The organism is Spongiibacter nanhainus (assembly GCF_016132545.1).
Lineage (GTDB): Bacteria > Pseudomonadota > Gammaproteobacteria > Pseudomonadales > Spongiibacteraceae > Spongiibacter > Spongiibacter nanhainus.
Window position 1 is genome coordinate 321051 of the sequence record NZ_CP066167.1, and the last position, 17317, is coordinate 338367.

At 55.2% G+C, this 17317-nt stretch carries 14 protein-coding genes; 11 read left to right on the plus strand and 3 right to left on the minus strand.

What is annotated here, in order from left to right; translation table 11 throughout:
* Window positions 1-182: 182 nt before the first annotated feature.
* The 5 genes from I6N98_RS01545 to I6N98_RS01565 all read left to right on the plus strand — a co-directional run bounded on the left by I6N98_RS01545 (window position 183) and on the right by I6N98_RS01565 (window position 6783).
* On the plus strand, window positions 183-1742 hold the full coding sequence (locus I6N98_RS01545; protein ID WP_198570078.1) for a long-chain-fatty-acid--CoA ligase: 1560 nt from the start codon (window positions 183-185) through the stop codon (window positions 1740-1742).
* A gap of 37 nt (window positions 1743-1779) precedes the next feature.
* Entirely contained in the window at window positions 1780-2484 is a 705-nt protein-coding gene (locus I6N98_RS01550) for an SDR family NAD(P)-dependent oxidoreductase (RefSeq protein WP_198570079.1), read from the plus strand.
* A gap of 168 nt (window positions 2485-2652) precedes the next feature.
* Window positions 2653-4947: a TonB-dependent receptor gene (locus I6N98_RS01555; protein WP_198570080.1), complete on the plus strand. Its 2295-nt coding sequence runs from the start codon at window positions 2653-2655 to the stop codon at window positions 4945-4947.
* Window positions 4948-5096: 149 nt separating this feature from the next.
* Entirely contained in the window at window positions 5097-6251 is a 1155-nt protein-coding gene (locus I6N98_RS01560) for a helix-turn-helix transcriptional regulator (protein WP_198570081.1), read from the plus strand.
* 133 nt (window positions 6252-6384) lie between these two features.
* Window positions 6385-6783 (plus strand): MAPEG family protein, encoded by a 399-nt coding sequence (locus I6N98_RS01565; protein ID WP_198570082.1) that lies wholly within the window; start codon window positions 6385-6387, stop codon window positions 6781-6783.
* Window positions 6784-6787: 4 nt separating this feature from the next.
* On the opposite strand, the gene I6N98_RS01570 is transcribed toward I6N98_RS01565, so the two are convergent.
* Entirely contained in the window at window positions 6788-8092 is a 1305-nt protein-coding gene (locus I6N98_RS01570; RefSeq protein ID WP_198570083.1) for an OmpP1/FadL family transporter, read from the minus strand.
* 144 nt (window positions 8093-8236) lie between these two features.
* On the opposite strand from I6N98_RS01570, the gene I6N98_RS01575 reads away from it, so the two are divergent.
* Window positions 8237-8836 (plus strand): TetR/AcrR family transcriptional regulator, encoded by a 600-nt coding sequence (locus tag I6N98_RS01575; RefSeq protein ID WP_198570084.1) that lies wholly within the window; start codon window positions 8237-8239, stop codon window positions 8834-8836.
* A gap of 11 nt (window positions 8837-8847) precedes the next feature.
* Entirely contained in the window at window positions 8848-9399 is a 552-nt protein-coding gene (locus tag I6N98_RS01580; RefSeq protein ID WP_198570085.1) for a metal-dependent hydrolase, read from the plus strand.
* A 7-nt stretch (window positions 9400-9406) separates the two neighbouring features.
* Here the strand turns inward: I6N98_RS01580 and I6N98_RS01585 are convergent, their stop codons facing one another.
* Window positions 9407-10654, minus strand: a complete 1248-nt coding sequence (locus tag I6N98_RS01585) for a sensor histidine kinase (protein WP_198570086.1) — start codon at window positions 10652-10654, stop codon at window positions 9407-9409.
* Complete coding sequence (locus I6N98_RS01590) at window positions 10651-11328, minus strand: response regulator transcription factor (protein WP_198570087.1); 678 nt, start codon at window positions 11326-11328, stop codon at window positions 10651-10653. The genes I6N98_RS01585 and I6N98_RS01590 overlap by 4 nt, the downstream gene beginning before the upstream one ends.
* A 162-nt stretch (window positions 11329-11490) precedes the next feature.
* Between I6N98_RS01590 and I6N98_RS01595 the strand changes: the two genes are divergently transcribed.
* Genes I6N98_RS01595 through I6N98_RS01610 form a run of 4 tightly spaced genes read left to right on the plus strand, consistent with a single transcriptional unit; the run spans window position 11491 to window position 17301 of the window.
* Entirely contained in the window at window positions 11491-12774 is a 1284-nt protein-coding gene (locus I6N98_RS01595; RefSeq protein WP_198570088.1) for a TolC family protein, read from the plus strand.
* Window positions 12771-13892 carry an efflux RND transporter periplasmic adaptor subunit gene (locus I6N98_RS01600; RefSeq protein WP_198570089.1) on the plus strand — a complete coding sequence of 374 codons (1122 nt, stop codon included), beginning with the start codon at window positions 12771-12773 and terminating at the stop codon, window positions 13890-13892. Before I6N98_RS01595 ends, I6N98_RS01600 begins: the two co-directional genes overlap by 4 nt.
* Complete coding sequence (locus I6N98_RS01605) at window positions 13892-17005, plus strand: efflux RND transporter permease subunit (RefSeq protein ID WP_198570090.1); 3114 nt, start codon at window positions 13892-13894, stop codon at window positions 17003-17005. The genes I6N98_RS01600 and I6N98_RS01605 overlap by 1 nt, the downstream gene beginning before the upstream one ends.
* Window positions 17005-17301 (plus strand): DUF3240 family protein, encoded by a 297-nt coding sequence (locus I6N98_RS01610; RefSeq protein WP_198570091.1) that lies wholly within the window; start codon window positions 17005-17007, stop codon window positions 17299-17301. The genes I6N98_RS01605 and I6N98_RS01610 overlap by 1 nt, the downstream gene beginning before the upstream one ends.
* Window positions 17302-17317 lie beyond the last annotated feature (16 nt).

A 17317-nucleotide genomic window follows, 5' to 3' on the forward strand; every position in this document is an offset into this window, starting at 1 on the left:
GTAGATGTAGGTTGTAGCGTTTACACTAAAAGGCGTTACTTTTAACATATATTTATGCGTATTGTGCTCTATTTGAGGACGGTGTTTATATTGAGCGTTATGCAATATGAGTTTATTCTGAAGCGACTAATGGTGTCGGCGTTGACCGGACTTACAATAATTACATAACAACGAGGTGATCTATGCGTTGTACTCAGCCAATCAGGCGCTCGGCGCAGCTATGCCCTCAAAAAACAGCCACCATATGCGGAGATAGGGTCAGGACTTTTACAGAATCGAAGGACCGTATTTCTCGCCTGGCGGGGGCCCTTCAGGCATCGGGCATTAAAGAAGAGGACCGGGTGGCGATTCTGTCCCTCAACTCGGATCGCTATTATGAAAGCTATTTTGCCATCCCTTGGTCTGGTGCGGTGGTAGTGCCTTTAAATATCCGCTGGACTGTACAGGAGCATATTTACGCACTTAATGATTCGGCAGCGACGATGTTATTGGTCGATGATGCCTTCTACGGCATTGTTGATGACATAGTCAGCGGTATCGATGCTGATATAAGAATCATTTATATGGGAGATGGCGATACGCCTGAAGGGGCTTTCGGCTTTGAGGATCTAATCACTGAGGCGCGGCCTGTTGGCGATGCAGGACGAAGAAAGGACGATCTTTTTGGTATCTTCTACACAGGGGGTACCACCGGCTTTCCAAAAGGGGTGATGATCTCCCACTCCAACTATTACAGCAGCTCGATGGCGCTCATGGCAGAGATGAATATCTGCCAGGGAGAAGTTCGCTATCTGCATGTGGCACCGATGTTTCACATGGCGGATGCTGCGATCAGCATGGCTAATACCATCTCTGGAAACCCCCATGTTTTCATCCCCGCCTTTAATCCGGCTCAGATAGTAGAAAAAATACAGGCGCATTCGGTTACGGATGTTCTTCTTGTGCCGACGATGATTGCGATGCTCCTTGAAGATGGTTGCCTGGAGCGAGCCAAAATCGAGTCTCTTAAAAAAGTCATCTACGGCGCGTCGCCAATGACCGAGGGAACATTGACAGCAGCGTTGCGGGTACTGCCGGGTGTGCAGTTCTATCAAGCCTACGGGCAGACTGAATTGGCCCCTGTCGCGACGGTCTTGCGTCCTGAGTACCACGTGTTGGAAGGGGAGCGAGCTGGAAAGATTCGCTCGGCAGGTCAAGCCAGCCTGATTTTGGAGCTAAAGATTGTAGATGCCGATGGCAATGAGTGCGAAGCCAACGACATTGGTGAGGTTTTGGTTAGCGGTCCCAACGCCATGTTGGGTTACTGGAACAACCCGGAGCAAACGCAACAGACCTTAAAAGACGGATGGGTCCACACCGGCGACGCGGGATACCTGGACAAGGATGGCTTTCTGTTCCTGGTGGATCGCGTCAAGGACATGATTGTAACCGGCGGTGAGAATGTGTACTCGGCGGAGGTAGAGAATGTGGTGTCCCAGCATCCAGCTGTTTTGCAGGTGGCTGTTATCGGCATTCCGAATGCGCAGTGGGGAGAAGCGGTGCACGCTGTGATCCGATTAAAGGCCGATGCCCAGTTTGATGAAGAGGAGTTCTACCGTTTCTGTCGGGCGGGTTTGGCGTCGTATAAATGCCCTCGCAGTATAGACATTATCGATGGCCCTCTGCCTACTACCAGCGTCGGTAAGATCTCCAAAAAAGACCTGCGTCAACCTTATTGGGAAGGGGTCGGTCGGAATGTGTGATTCATTTCGTAGCACTGCGTGGAGTGCTGAGTAAGCGATGCAAAGGTGCCTGGTTATCACTGGTGGTAGTAAAGGAATCGGACTGGCGACCACCATGTTTTTTAAGCAGAGGGGCTACGAGGTCATTAACTTGTCTAGGAGTGCTGCGCCCTGTAGCGGAGTTGTCAACCTAGAGGTCGATTTCGCATACCCGGGATGGGAAGAGGAGATTGAGCCCCAGTTGGTGGAGCTAATGACTGCCAAGGATGAGATTGTATTGGTCCACAATGCGGCTTTTTTATCTAAAGGTGGGGTTGGCGATTTGGACCCTTGCTCGCTGAGAGCCTCGTTCGAGGTCAATGTTGTTGCTCCATCTATCCTCAACAGGATGCTTCTGCCTTTTATGAAAGAGCACTCCTCAATCATTTATATCGGCTCGACGCTCAGTGAGAAAGCGGTTGCCAATACTGCTGCCTACGTTGCAAGCAAACACGCCGTGGTGGGGTTGATGAGGAGTACCTGCCAGGATCTGGTTGGTACGGCTATCCATACCTGTTGCGTCTGTCCAGGCTTTACCGATACCGATATGTTAACCAGCCACGTCGGCGGCAGCGAGGCTGTGGAGTCTTTGGTGAATCGCACTGTGACCCAAAAAAGGCTTATCCGTCCGGAAGAAATGGCGGACATGATTTACCTGTGCTCGCAAAATGTGCTGATCAATGGCTCGGTGATACACGCTAACTTAGGTCAGGTGGAGCACTAGTCCAATAAATATACACAGGCAGCACCATTTATTCGAGTATAAAAAATGATCATTAGAATAATAAATCTATATGACCGATTGGCGGAGTGCGTTTGTAGGGCCCCCTTTAAAAATAGAATAATTCTGCTTTTCTGTGCTGCTCTCTCGATGCAGGTCCACAGTGCGCGAATGTTAGAGGAGGTGGTGGTCACGGCGCAGAAGCGGGCGCAGACACTGCAGGAAGTGCCTATGTCGGTGTCTGCCTTGGCTGGAGATATGGCGGCGGAGGCGGCGATCGTCGATGCCCAGGATTTGGTCCAGTATACCCCTAACGTGAAGTTTACCGCGTCTAATCCCCAGTACAGCTCCACGATGATTCGTGGTTTTGGGTCACCGCCCTTGGCGAGAAATATAGAGCCCTCGGTTGGCTTGGTCATCGATGGGGTGAGTTATGGACGCAGTACATTCACAAATGACGGCGTCTTTGATTTGCAGCGTCTGGAGGTTCTGCGTGGTCCTCAGGGAACCCTGTTCGGGAAAAATACTATCGCGGGCGTGTTGAACTTTACTACCGTTCCTCCCTCCTTCGATTTTGGTGGATACATCAATGTGGCGGAGGAAAGGTTGGATGGTAAGCGCTATGAGGCGGCGGTCAGCTTTCCGCTTGTCGAAGACAAACTCGCTGCTCGAATCAGCTGGCGCATGCGGGAAAAGTACCTAGGGCTCTATAACACGGCACGTAATAATGAAAAGGAGGAGTATGAGGACGAGTCGGTGCGTTTGCGTCTCGATTACTTTCCTACGGAGCTATTGGAGCTGAACCTGATTGCCTTTACTACTCACTATGAAGGCGTCGGAAACGGCTTTCAGCACTCTTACTTAACCGAAACGGCAAAACAAACCTTTCGCCAATCAGACCCGCGGGTAGAAGATGATGAGTTTAACGAAACTCGCTCTGCCAACGCACCGACCTTCGCCAGCCGGGACAGTGATTCTGTGGCCCTAAAGATGAACCTGGATACGGGGGACTTCCTGTTTTTTAGGAATGGCAGCATCGATGCGCTGGCGAGCTGGGCCCGAGTTGACACACCATTTCTGCTGGATACCGATTTTAGCCCGGTTAACAGTGGCTTCTTTCGCACCGATGGCCCCGATCGCTACAAACAACAACAGTTAGAGCTGCGCTACAGTGCAGACAGTGAGCCGCTATTTGGCTGGGGCACGGCGATGGACTGGACCTTGGGTCTATTTGCGGGACGGGCCGAGTCAAAAGTGAGCCAGTCAAACTTTTTGGTTTTGGATGGCTTTATCGCTCTGGCTCCGTTGATCGCGGAAGGACGTGGTGTACCTGTCCCTGCGTTTCTTGGCCCCCTGTTTTCTTTGCTTGGCGAAATCGGCATCACTCCTGGCGACGGAGAGGACTTTGTTATAGAGACCTTTGTCAATGTGAAATCAGAGACCTATGCGGTTTTTGGCCAAGCGGATTGGCAGCTCTCTGATTCTGTGACCGCATCACTAGGGTTGCGTCTTGGTAGGGAGACCATAGATGGGGAGCAGTCCAACTACTCCGACTCCATTGTTCCCAGCATTACTAACGGCTCGGAGAATTACTATGAGAAGGGAAGCATAACAGAGGACGAGTTTTCACCAAAAGTCGCTATAAGTTGGTCACCCATTGACGAGCTCACTGTATTTGGCAACGTGAGCAAGGGCTATAAAAGCGGGGGCTTTTCTGGGCCAGTTATTCATACCCGAAGCCTGCGCTACGAGCCTGAAGAAGCGCTCTCTGCTGAAGTCGGTGTAAAGACCCGACTATTCGATCAGTCGTTGGAATTAAATGCGACCGCATACACGATGCAGTTTAACGATCTGCAGTTGAACATCTTTGACGGCACGGCGATTTACACCACCAATGTCGATGAAGCTGAATCCTGGGGTGTGGAGGTGGATTTTCACTGGTTGCCCCCGTTGCCTTGGTTGACGCTGCAGGGGAGTCTCGGCTTTAACGAGACCAGATACGGTGATTTTCCTTGTGGACCCACAACTTGGGATGACGACGATGCGCTACCCGAATGTGGTCAAAACGCCGCTCCGTCCCAGGATTTAAGTGGGAAGGAGCTGCCTTATAACCCAGAGATGTCGGCCAGTCTGATGCCTACGATCCGTTTTCCTGTTGTTCCCGCTTGGGGGATAGGTGGAATGTTTGCATTGGATGTTATCCATCAAGGTGAGCATTTCCTGGACTATGATCTTGACGAAAAAACGAAGCAAGAGGCGACCACTAAGATCAACGCGCGATTAGCCTTGGGTCCCGAGGATAAGCGTTGGGCGGTGATTTTTAATGCAAAGAACTTGACGGAAGAGCAAGAAAGATTGCTGGTGTTAGATGCCATTCTCCAGGGCGGAAACTATGTGGCGATTACGCGCCCTGATGAAGTGCAATATTCGGTGGATTTTCGTTATAACTTTGGGCATCTAGATTGAGTCGATGGGCGTGATAAAGAGACTCGTTTTTCGCGTTTGCTTGTGTATTCATCGCAACAGAGTTTCTGTTTTAGCCCAAATCAATAGGGCAGTTGTGAAGTATGATCTAGTGTTGTGGTCGGGCTGCAAGTCGGGTGCAAAGTAAAGATATGGCTGAATTGCAAAAAACAACAAACGTGTCTCGGGCAGAAGGCGTTTTCGACAGCTGCAATGCAACAATTGCAACAATGTACGAAGGGCTGTTGGGCCCCAGTCCAGTAAACCAATTACTGCGTACGCTGTTAGCGGAGTTTCGCGCTGAGAGCGTGTGTTTGCTTGTGTCTTCCAAACTCCTTGACCGGAATAATAAGTTATTCAGGATTGAGTCGGCTGATGCCAATTCGCTTGAAGACAGTTCTTATAGAGATGGATCAACTAAATGTTTTTCTGGTGGTGACGTCGTAGATCTACGCGATACGCGGATGGCTAATACTGCCTCCCTTGAATACGACGAGCAGTGGGTCAGTGCTAACTATCGACCACGTGGCCCTGGAGCGTCGAGCAGTTTTTTAGTCGATTCTCGGGTCGATTTTCGGTCTGAGTTGTGGTTTTTTAGGCGACAGGAACTTAGTGGCAATGAATTCGCGCGGCTAGAGTGCTATCGCCCCCACCTGGCCCAATTTTTAGAGTTGGGGAAGAAGGTAGATACACTGCGAGTCGAGCGGGATGTGTATTCTTGTGTTGCAGACAACATGCTGCTGTCGTCCTTCTTCTTAAACGCTCGCGGAGAGGTGGTTGCATTAAATCGCAATGCTCAGGATCTGGTTCAGCGCGAACGAGAAGTGGATTTGTCTGATGGCAACATACGATTGTCGGACCATGTTGCCGACGCAAAATTAAACTCGATCATTGGCAGAGCGGTGGCGGGATCAGGACCTGGGGCAGAGAAAGTGCCCTCTGTTCAAGTGCTGAGGGTGGCTAGGGAAAAAGACTACTCGGATTTACAGTTCGTCGTGAAGTCCCTCAGGACATCCTCTCCCGGACTGGGAAATGGCTACGCCGCTGTGGTGTTCGCGTGCGATACAGAGCTGTGTGCAACGGCGCCTATACGGGCATTGTGTGAGCTATTTGGTTTTACCAAAGCTGAGGCAAGGGTAGCGATGTTGTTGACTGATGGGCTGGATATTGACGAGATAAAGTGCCTACTTGATATCGAGAGGAACACTGTCCGGTCTCATATTCGGTCAATATTTAGCAAAACAGGTGTTAACCGCCAGGCGCTTGTTGTGCGGCTGGTGTTAAAAAGCGTCGCTCAGTTTGCTTAACGCACCTATTTTTGTCGGTGCTAGGCATGTTTTTCGTGAGAAAGTTGTTTAGCTCTACAGGGCAGTAGTCCTTCTGAACAGGCCTTTGCTACTATCTTTGGTAGCTTATACGGATCCTGAACAAGGAATCACTATGTCCATTCCCCTCCTGTGTATCGCGTTACTGGTAATCTTGTCGTTTGGATTGGGTTTCAATGTCTCAATGGCCAGAGCCAAAACTCAAACCAATTTCGGCTACCGCGAAGACCCTGAAGATACTCTGTATAAGGCCGTCCGGGCCCATGGCAATGCCATAGAGTATGTGCCGATGCTGGCGCTGCTATTCTATATTCTCGATCAATTGCAGCCGGCCACCTGGGAATTGTGGGGCATCGTTCTGGTCACTGTGTTTAGAATTTTGGCAGCTATCGGTATTCTGCTGCCGCACACCATGAACAAACCTAACCCGATTCGCTTTGTCGGCAGCCTGGGGACCTACCTGGGCGGCTTGGCGCTGAGCGTTGGTTTGTTATTCCGCGCGATTGCTGGCTGAGAAACTACCAGTCGTACTGCATGGCGAACACCACCGAGTAATACTCAAATTGTTCGGTGCCTCGCTCCCCCAACGGAAGTTGCCGGTTGTTGTAGCTGCGAGTGTTCCAGGGTAGATAGGTGTAGCTAAGCATCCCCGCCAACGCGTCACTGAATTGATGGCGGTAGCCGGCACTGATATGCCAGCGGGCGACGTAGTTGTTGAGTGGCGACAGGCCCCGGGCTTCGAGAACATTTTCGGTATGACTGATACCGCCATACAGGATTCTGGCATCGTCTAGCGCGTAGCGAGCGGCAATGGATTGGGAACCGTTGTTTTTGCCGGCAAAGTCGGCGTGATTGACAACCTTGGCAGAGGGCGCCGTTGCTTTCGGGCGGGATAGTCGCGTTGTCACCGAGCCTATCGCGTTGCTCCATCCATACCAGTTTAAATCGGCGCCCAGGGTCAGCTGGGGTGAAAGTTGCCAAGAGAGGCCGATGCCCAACTCTTCGGGAAGCGCCATACCATCTACCTCGGCATTGCCGTAGCGGACGCGACCCAAACCGATGCTATCAAAGTTAACGGTGGCATGGCCGCTGCGCAGGTTGAGTTTGGTGGCGGCGCTGTAAGCCAGCCCCAGTGTTAGGTTGTCGTTGACATCGTATTGCAGGCCGGCTTTCCAAGAATAGGATACGCCACTCAGGTCGGATAGGCGGGTGCCAAAAAAGCCGGAGTTTGCGTCCGAGCTGCCGGGCAGGACGGCTTGTTCGGCTTCGGCGTAGTTGGCCGAGACGCTAAGCCCCAGTCGCAGGTCGTCGTTGACGCGATAGGCCAGCGCCGGGGCGATGCGCAATACCCCGAGGATGGCGGAGACATCGTCTCGATTGCCAAACTCGGTTAGCAGGTCGTTATAGCGAAAGCCTACCCCTCCCTGGGCAAATACCCCTAGGCCTAGCGTCACCTCAGGTAGCGAGTCCAGGGGAGACAGCCACCCGCCGCTAAACAGGTAGCTGCTTTGATGATCGGAGCGGCTGTCATTGCCCAGCGAATCCTTGTGGCGAACCGCCGTGACGATGTGGGGTTCAAAGGCCACTTCCGCTTTCGGGGCGTTGGTTCGTGCGATGCCGGCGGGATTGTTATTGATCCCGGAAGGGCTTGACGAAAACGCCATGTCGGTACCGGCCATGGCATTGGAGTCAGGCCCAAAGCCCAGTGGCACCAGGGCGTGCCCGGCGAGGGCTGGGTGCTGAAAGCTTATCGCCAGTGCAGCCAGGGCGAAGCACGATAAGAGTCGTTTGGGCCGTGGGGCGCTCAGTATAGTGGCGGTCATGATGGGTCTCCTGGGCTGTTCCCGATAGGCCCCCTGTTTCCAGCAATAAAACTAAGCTGCCAGGCGGCACATACCGATCGGTATGTGCATTGGCAATGGGATAGCGCATCATGGGCAAAAAAGCGGTATTGGACTCAATAACAGATGTCGAAGGACAGCGTACTAACAAAGCGGGAGCGCACCCGGGCATTGATATTACAAACAGCGGCGGCACAATTTGCCAAAGCGGGATACAGCGGAGTGAGCATGGCGGCCCTGGCCGGCGCCTGCAAACTGACCAAGGGAGCCCTGTACGACCACTTTAACGGCAAGAGTGATATTTACACCCAATGCGTCTCGCACTATGTAAAGCAGGGAATGGACGATACCTTTGCCCAGAGCCTGACCGAGGCACAAGCGTCCCCCAGAGAGTGCCTGCTGAGTTTTATGGAGCATTTTCTAACGCGGCTGCGAGACGATCTGGTGTTTCGCCGCCTGCTGCAGCGCCTGCTTATCGACTCTGACCAGCTGGATATGATCGCCGTCACCGAGTACGCCTTACTGAGCCCCTTTCATTATGTGGTGAAGTTGCTTTTGGCGTACCGCCCCGGCATTGACGCCAAAAACCATATCTATGCCTTTTTCTGCTCGGCGATTTTGGGTGAGGATTTGCGCTCCGTGGCCGAGTATTTGTCGCCAGAAATAAAGTCGATGCCCACAGCGGAATCGGCACTGGCGTATTTTGCTGCCACCATTGATCAGTGAGTCTCCGCACAATGCCGTTTACACCTTTTCACATGGGCCCGGGTCTTGCCATTAAAGTGTTGTTGCAAAGTAGTTTTAGCTTGCTGGTGTTTGGCTGGTCGCAAATTGTTATGGACTTGCAGCCTCTAGTTGTCATGCTGGTTGGGGAGGGGCATGTCCACGGATTTAGTCACACCTTTTTGGGGGCGACACTACTAGCCTTGTTTTCCGCGGCCACGGGTAAGTACCTCGGGGAAAGCGCTTTGCAGATTCTCGGTGTGACAGGTCTAGGAGTGGCAGGGCCAAGTGTGGCAGGGCAAGGGCGGATAGCTATTCGCTGGTGGGTCAGCCTTGTCTCCGCTTTTATCGGCACCTACAGTCATGTGGTGTTAGACGCTGTGATGCACACAGATGTTCAGCCCCTGTATCCCTATATCTTAACCAATGACTTGCAGGGCTTGCTGTCGATCACTGCATTGCACAGCTTGTGTTTATACACTGGCCTTGTTGGCGGCGTGCTGTACTTTGTCGTTCTGGTCATGCAGTGCTATGCCGCCAAGAACAAGCCGTCTCGTAAACAGTGACGATCACCTAGAAGCGCAGTTTTACCGAGGTGCCATTGCCGGTTTCACTGCTAATATCGATCGCCCAGCCATAGCGATCACAGATGCGTTTCACCAGGTCTAATCCCAGGCCTGTTCCCCCGGGTTTGGTGGTATAGCTGCGATCAAATATCAGCGGCAAGTCCGCCTCCGGGATGCCCGAGCCGGTATCGCGGATTTCAAGTGAGTGGCTGTCGCTGCGCAGCTCGATGTTGCCGCGGTGGCTGTGCTCAATGGCGTTGCGAAGCAGGTTCGAAAGCATAATTTTGACCAGGCTTTCCGGAGCCTGCACAGTGAGCCCGTCACGGATCTGGGTGCTCAGAGCAATGTGGGCGGCATCTATATCCCCCTGCAAGTCGGCGATCAATTGTTCTATTACTTTGCCCACGTTACAGGGGCCGCCCTCGTTGATGGTGCGATCTTCTTCCCGGGACAAAAATAGCGCCGCCTCGATAAAGGCCAGCATCTCACTGCAGGCCCGGCGGATGCGGGTGACGGCGCGCTGGGTGGCCGGCTGTGGGCAGTCGGCCTCGATAATATCCACCGCGCCAATCATCACCGACAGCGGAGTGCGCAGTTCGTGACTGGCGGCTGCGGTGAAGGAGCGCTCCCTGTCTACAAATTGGTCGATACGCTCCAGATAGCTGTCTACGGCGGCGGCTATCTGGCTGATATCGCTGTCGCCAAACTCCGCCTCGATTCTGACGCCGCGCTGCTTGGGTGACAGCTCTGTCAGGCGCTGAGTAAGTCGACGCACGGGTGCCAGCACGCTGTCCGCCGCTTTGCTGGCCAAATAAACGGCAACGATAAGCACGATGATCATGCCGCTCAACAGAAACATGAGAAGTGTATGCTCCTGCTGCTCCCACTCCGAAATATCGTAGAGCAGAAAGACCTTTTCTCCTGCGTCCTCAACAATTTGCAGGTGATAGTGCTGTCTGTGCAGTTTGATACTGTGGTACGAACCCGTTGGCAGTGTTTGCACCCGCTGGGGCAGCGCCTCAATATTGCTGCCCCGATAATACTGCCATTCATTGAGCAGCGGGTTGTTTAGTGAGTCTGCCTGATCGGGATCGTCCAAAAGAATATTCACATGTCGACTGACAATTTTGCCAAAGGTGGCCTCTTCCAGTTGCTGCTTGATCAGTAGCAACCCGCCGGCAAAGAGCGTGCTGGTTACAGTGACTATCACCGCAGTGACTAAAATAAGCCGGTATCGCAGGGTTTTGATTTTCATGATTTGTTTGTCGTGTCTGCCAATCGGTAACCGACACCGTGCACTGTGTGCAGCAAGGGTGTGTCGAAGGCTTTATCAATGGCGTTGCGCAGGCTGTAAATGTGGGTGCGGAGGATGTCTTTGTCCGGGGGGTGGTCGCCCCAGATCAGCGTCTCAAGCTGGGCCCGTTTGACCACATTGGGGCTGTGCTCCATTAAGGTGTGCAGCAGTTTCCGTTGGATGGGGTTTAACTCCAGGGTGTGATCGCCCCGTCGCGCTTCCAGGGTTTGAGTGTCAAAGCTGAGGTCGGCGACCTGCAATGTCGGTGCCTCTGTATGCTGGCGTTTTAACAGCGCCAGCAGGCGCGCTTCCAGTTCCTTCACTGAAAAGGGTTTGACCAGGTAGTCATCGGCGCCCACCTCGAAGCCCAGCAGTTTGTCATCGAGCTGATCCCGGGCGGTGAGCATAATTACCGGCGTGTGGTTGTGGCCGGCGCGCAGCTGCTTGCACAGCTCGATGCCGCTCATTCTGGGCAGCATTAAATCCAGCACAATGGCGTCGAACTCGGCGCTGCGGGCCAGCTCCAGTCCCTGTTGTCCGTCAATGGCAAAGTCCAACTGGTGGCCCTTGGGTTCCAAGTAGTCGGCAATGTTTTCCGCGATGTCGCGATTGTCTTCCACGATCAATAGATTCATCGGCGAACGATCTGTCTGTTGTTGCTGGTACTGGCGAATCTAGCATGACAAACGCCAAAAGGATGTCAAAAGCGCATTTTGCCCCCGCCGTCTCCTTGTCGACATTTTTTTGACAAGCCTCTCTTTAGTCTGGCCGCACATTCACTGACTGCGGACATCAATGTGAAAGCCTTATTACCGTCTGCCGGACTGTACTTGATAGCAGCCACTTTGGTGGCGGCCAGCCCGGCGTACCCTGCCGATGTTAAAGCTCGAGAAGCCGTGGCCCACCCCCACAGCGAGCACCCCCATTTGAGTGTCGATAAGAACCTCGCGGTCGATCAGGTTTATCAGGCGGCAATGCAATTGGCGCCGGAACAGGCCTTGGGCGGTGCCTACCAACAACAAGCTGAAGCTCAGCGGCGAGTTGGTCGCGGGCTGATAGCCAATCGCCCGCGCATTAACCTGAACTATTGGGATGATCAGGCCGGCGACAGTACCGGCTTGCAGGAAAGTGAGTTGGGAGTGGCAGTTGATCTGTGGCGCTGGGGTGAGCGTCGCAACGCCCGGGCACTGGCCGAGAGTTTTAACAGCGGCAGCCAGGATTGGCAGAGCTATCAACGGCTACTGGTATCGGGGCGTCTGCGGCAGGTGCTTCATCAGCTCAAGATCCGCGCGGCGAGGCGCCAGCACGCGGTGGATGCGGTGGCCGATGCCCAGCGCTTGTTGGCGGTCAGCGAAACGCGTTTCAAAGCCGGGGCTATCCCCCGGGCCGCTGTGATGCAAAGTGAGACTTTGCTGCTGGCTGCGCGGCAGCAGTTGCTGGAGCATGAGGCGGAGCTTGTGGATGCCGAGCGGCAGTACGTGACTCTTACCGGTCTGCAGCGGCGCCCGGAAACCTTCTCTGAAGCGCTGCCTCAGCGGCGGCAGATAGACCAATATCACCCCCAGCTTCGCCTATTGTTAACCCGCCGTCAGCAACATGTCCAAAAACTGGCCCAGCAGCGCCACCAGGCGGCGGGCAACAGTACGGTGTCCTTGGGCGTGCGCCGGGAGCGGGGCAGCGACAGCGAACCTGCGGTGGACAGCTTTGGCGTCAGTGTGTCGATTCCCTTTGGCGGCAGTGCTTATGCCGATGCCGCCAGCTCAGAAGCGGCGGTGGCGCTGGCCGATATCGATGTGCAGATCAAGCGGACCCGACTGCAACTGCAGCAACAGCTGCATGAGGTAGAGCACCAGCTGGACGTACTGGCTGAATCCATCGACTTTGCCACCCGGGCGCGGGACCTTGCCCAGCGGCAGTGGCAGATGGCAGAGAAGGCCTTTGTCGCCGGTGAGTCCGATATCCGCCCCACAATCTTGGCTCTGCAGCACTACCGGCAGAGCCAAGTGCAGTGGCAGGTGCTGACCCTGCGCCGTGACGAATTGATTTCCTCCCTAAGACAGACTGTTGGAGAACCCCTATGACCTCTTTTATCTCGCGCCCCCGGCGGGCACTGGCTGCTTTTACCTTATTGATCTCTGCCAGTCTGATGCACCCTATCTTTGCGGTGGCCGAAACCATCCCGCTCTCCAGCGAGGATCAGGCGCGCTTGGGCATTGTCAGTCAGCCTTTGGTTGCGGCCGATAGCAGTGTGGGTATTCGTGTACCTGCCATCATCATTCCGTCACCGGAGTCTCCCTCTCAGCTGGTAGCCCGTTACGACGGCGTGTTACTGCGCTGGCATCAACCTGGTGGTGCCGAGGTCGAGGCCGGGGAGCTTGTCGCCACCATTAACAGTCCAGCTCTGGCCCGTGTGCAGGAGCAATGGCTGGCAGCGGTATTTGAGCAGGCCAATCAACAGGCTTTGTTGGTCAAAGATCGGCAGCTCTATGCCGATGGCATTATCTCCCGGCAGCGCCTGGCGCAAACCGAACGCGCCGCACAGCAGGCATCCTTCAATCGCGATGGCTGGCAGGGTCAGTTGAAACAGGCCGGTTTTGATGAGCAGGCCTTAAAGCAACTGCAGAGTGGCCAATTGCAGCCCGGGGACTACCCTCTGAAGGCGAGCCGGTCTGGGGAACTCAGTCGCGAATACGTTCGCGTCGGTGATGCGGTCTCCGCCAATCAGCCTCTGGCGTCGGTGACCAGCTCCGATACATTGTGGTTGCATGCCTCTATCAGTGGGGCTTTGGCTGACGGTTTGGCACTGGGTCAGGAATTGCAGATTGCCGAATCCAATAACACCCAGGCCAAGCTAATCCTGGTCAGCAAGAATCGTGAACTTAGCGCCCCTACCCAGCGGGTGGACATACTGGCCCGTTATCAGCATCCGGTGGCACTGCGGCCTGGGCAGCGAGTCAGCCTTATTCTGTCCAGCACCAGGGCGGGGGTGAAGGTCCCGGCCAGTGCAGTTACCCGCACTGGCGCCAAAGCCGCAGTCTATGTGCGGGGCGATGATGGCTTTGAACTGCGCAGTCCGTCTCTGGTTGCGCTGGGTGAGGACTACCTGGCCACCGCGGGCTTGCAAGCCGGTGAGGAGGTGGCCGTGCAGGGCACCGCGCAACTCAAAGGCATGTTGTTGGGCCTGGGAGGCGCTGAATAATGCTGTCGCGACTGATTCAATTCTCCCTCAGCCAGCGCCTGCTGATCGGCCTGTTAACGCTGTTGTTGATTGGCCTTGGCGGTCGCGCGGCGATGAATATCGCCATCGATGCCTTTCCGGACATTTCTCCCACCCAGGTGAAAATTATCATCAAGTCGCCGGGTATGACGCCGGAGGAGGTGGAGAGCCTGATCACCCAGCCCATTGAGGTGGAGTTGTTGGGTATCTCCCGGCAGTCGATGCTGCGCTCTATTTCCAAATACGCGCTGTCGGCGATTACTCTGGATTTTGAGGAAGGCACAGATATTTACTGGGCCCGGCAGCAGGTTGCCGAGCGCATGAACAACATCTGGGATCAACTGCCCGCTGGCATTAGCGGCGGTCTGGCGCCAATGAGTACGCCGCTGGGTGATATGTTTATGTTCACCGTGGACAACGAGCAGATGTCACTCAGTGAACGGCGTTATCTGCTGGATTGGACCATCCGTCCGGCGCTGCGCACTGTTGACGGCGTGGCCGACGTTAACGCCTTAGGGGGCTTTGTCAAAACCTATGAAGTGGCGCCCCGTCGGGGCGATATGGCCACGCTCAAGGTCAGTACTCAGCAGCTGATCGAGGCGCTGGAGCGCAACAACCGCAACGATGGGGCGGGCCGCCTGGACCAGGGCGAGGAAGCCATTCTGGTGCGGGTAGCGGGTGCGCTGAGCTCGCTGGAGGAAATAGCCGACCTCCGTGTCAGCAATGCCGATGGCGAGACCTTTGCGTTGCGGCAGTTGGCGGATATCCGCCTCGGCGCTTTGGAGCGCTACGGCTCGGTAACCGTGGATGGCAAGGGCGAGGCGGTGCAGGGTCTGGTCATCGGTCTGCGCGGTGCTAACGCCCGGCATGTGGTGCAGGGAGTGAAGGAAAAAATCGCCGAAATACAGCCCGCCTTGCCGGAGGGTACGACCCTGAACGTGTTTTACGACCGCGGCCAGCTGATTGAGCTGGCGGTGGGCACTGTGGGTGAAGCCCTACTGGAGGCGGTGCTGCTGGTGCTGGTGGTGCTGGGACTGTTTCTGGGTAATGTGCGGGCGGCGCTAACGGTGGCCAGTATTCTGCCGCTGTCGGCCTTGTTCACCTTTTTTATGATGGACCGCCTGGGTATGAGCGCCAACCTGATGAGCCTCGGCGGGCTGGTTATCGCCATCGGCATGCTGGTGGATTCCGCCATCGTGGTGGTGGAGAACATGGTGTCGCTGCTGTCGCATCACGACGGCCCCTCCAAGCAGGGCGCCCGCCGCTTGCCGCTGCTGCATATTCTGTTTCGGGCGGTCAAGGATGTGGCGGTACCGGTGACCTCCGGGGTGATTATCATCGTGATTGTGTTCCTGCCGCTAATGACCTTGCAGGGGCTGGAGGGCAAGTTGTTTGTACCGGTGGCGCTGACCATCGTGTTCGCCCTGTTCGGTGCACTGATAATGTCGCTGACCGTGATCCCGGTTATCGCGTCCCTGTTGTTGAAAAGCGGCCAGGACGAAGAGCCCTGGTTGAGCCGTAAATTGATTAGCCTGTATCAGCCCCTGTTGGCCAAGGCCCTGCAACGCCCCGCTGTGGTGGTGACCTTTGCCGGGGGGCTGCTGGTATTGATGGCGGTGCTGTTTCCCTTTGTGGGTAAAACGTTTATGCCCACCATGGATGAGGGCGACTTGATTGTGCAGTTGGAGTCGATTCCCTCGGTGAACCTCAGCAGTGGCATCCGCATGGTACAAAGCGTGGAAAAAGCCCTGCTGGACAACGTCGAGGAAATCGAGCGGATTGTGTCCCGCAGCGGCTCCGACGAAATCGGTATGGACCCAATGGGCCTGAACGAGACCGATGTGTTCCTGCAACTGAAACCCCAGGATCAATGGCAGGTCGCCGACAAGGCCGCCCTGCAGGAGAAGATGCGGGCGGTGTTGGAACAATTCCCGGGAATCAATTACGGCTTTACTCAGCCGATTGATATGCGGGTGTCGGAAATGCTGACCGGCTCCCGGGGCGATATCGCCATTAAGGTCTTTGGCCCCGACCTCAGTACCCTCAATGACCTGGCCCAGCGCATTAGCCATATTGTCGGCAATGTCGACGGCGCGGTGGATACCACGGCCACCCTCAATGAGGGCGCCCAGTATTTACAGGTCAATGTCGACCGGCTGAAAGCCGGGGCACTGGGCTTGAATGCCGATACCCTGCAACACCGTCTGCGGGCTGAAATCGAAGGGCTGCCGCTGGGCAATATCATTGAGCAGAGTGCCCGGGTGCCGCTGGTACTGCGCTACGACAAACCCGCCGGTGACGGCGTGGTGCAATTGCAGAACAGCCTGATGACCCTGGACGATGGCCGGGTGGTGCCGCTGTCCGAGCTGGCCAGTATAGAGCGCATCGACGGTCCGGTGGGGGTGTCCCGGGAGTCGGGGCGGCGCTTTGCCGTGGTGCGCAGCAATGTGGCGGGCCGCGACCTGGTGGGCTTTGTCGACGAAGCCAAGCAGGTCATCGCCGCGCAGCTCGATATGCCCGAGGGCTATTCGCTGGCCTGGGGCGGGCAGTTTGAGAATCAGCAGCGCGCGGCCGCCCGACTGGGGCTGGTGGTACCTGTAGCTCTGGGGCTGATTGCCTTGCTGTTGTTTATTACTTTCGGCTCCTTGAAGCAGACATTGATTATTCTCTCCAATATCCCCTTTGCGCTTACTGGCGGTGTGGTGGCCCTGTGGCTGACTGGCGAGTTTATATCGGTACCGGCGTCGGTGGGCTTTATTGCCTTGCTGGGCATCGCGGTGATGAATGGGGTCGTGATGATGTCCTACTTTAATCAACTTCGGGCCAAGGGCCTGGATATTCACACGGTGGTAACCGAAGGTGCAGTGCGCCGCCTGCGACCAGTGATGATGACGGCTACCACCTGTGCGCTGGGCTTGGTGCCGCTGCTGTTGGCCAGTGGTCCGGGGTCAGAAATTCAAAAACCCTTGGCCATCGTGGTGATCGGCGGGTTGATCAGCTCGACCCTGCTGACCCTGTTTTTACTGCCAATTATTTATCGCCGTTTTCACAGTCCACTGGTTCGCCAGACCCAACTCGCTGAGGAGCAAGCCTAATGTCCAATCAGCAACGTTTGATACTGACTATTCCGCCGAGCTTGGAAGACGATTTGATCGACTACCTTTTGAGTCTGGAGGACGTCGGCGGTTTCACGTCTTATCCGGTTCACGGCCACGGCGAAAATCGTCAACTGTCCATCGCCGAACAGGTGACCGGACGCCAGAAGCGGGTGCAGTTTGAGCTGATTTTGCCAAGCGATAAGCTGGAGGTGGTGCTAGCTGGTCTCAGAGAGCAGGTGGGCAGCGATATTTTTTACTGGCATCAGGACGTCAATGGCAGCGGCCATTTATAAGGGGCGCGAGCAATGG

Excerpts from the sequence above, each read along its gene's own strand:
- I6N98_RS01585 (WP_198570086.1), bottom strand. The coding sequence starts at position 10,654 with ATGAAAATCAAAACCCTGCGATACCGGCTTATTTTAGTCACTGCGGTG.
- I6N98_RS01550 (WP_198570079.1), top strand. The coding sequence starts at position 1,780 with ATGCAAAGGTGCCTGGTTATCACTGGTGGTAGTAAAGGAATCGGACTG.
- I6N98_RS01605 (WP_198570090.1), top strand. The coding sequence starts at position 13,892 with ATGCTGTCGCGACTGATTCAATTCTCCCTCAGCCAGCGCCTGCTGATC.
- I6N98_RS01575 (WP_198570084.1), top strand. The coding sequence starts at position 8,237 with ATGTCGAAGGACAGCGTACTAACAAAGCGGGAGCGCACCCGGGCATTG.
- I6N98_RS01565 (WP_198570082.1), top strand. The coding sequence starts at position 6,385 with ATGTCCATTCCCCTCCTGTGTATCGCGTTACTGGTAATCTTGTCGTTT.
- I6N98_RS01580 (WP_198570085.1), top strand. The coding sequence starts at position 8,848 with ATGCCGTTTACACCTTTTCACATGGGCCCGGGTCTTGCCATTAAAGTG.
- I6N98_RS01545 (WP_198570078.1), top strand. The coding sequence starts at position 183 with ATGCGTTGTACTCAGCCAATCAGGCGCTCGGCGCAGCTATGCCCTCAA.
- I6N98_RS01570 (WP_198570083.1), bottom strand. The coding sequence starts at position 8,092 with ATGACCGCCACTATACTGAGCGCCCCACGGCCCAAACGACTCTTATCG.
- I6N98_RS01560 (WP_198570081.1), top strand. The coding sequence starts at position 5,097 with ATGGCTGAATTGCAAAAAACAACAAACGTGTCTCGGGCAGAAGGCGTT.
- I6N98_RS01600 (WP_198570089.1), top strand. The coding sequence starts at position 12,771 with ATGACCTCTTTTATCTCGCGCCCCCGGCGGGCACTGGCTGCTTTTACC.
- I6N98_RS01590 (WP_198570087.1), bottom strand. The coding sequence starts at position 11,328 with ATGAATCTATTGATCGTGGAAGACAATCGCGACATCGCGGAAAACATT.
- I6N98_RS01610 (WP_198570091.1), top strand. The coding sequence starts at position 17,005 with ATGTCCAATCAGCAACGTTTGATACTGACTATTCCGCCGAGCTTGGAA.
- I6N98_RS01555 (WP_198570080.1), top strand. The coding sequence starts at position 2,653 with ATGTTAGAGGAGGTGGTGGTCACGGCGCAGAAGCGGGCGCAGACACTG.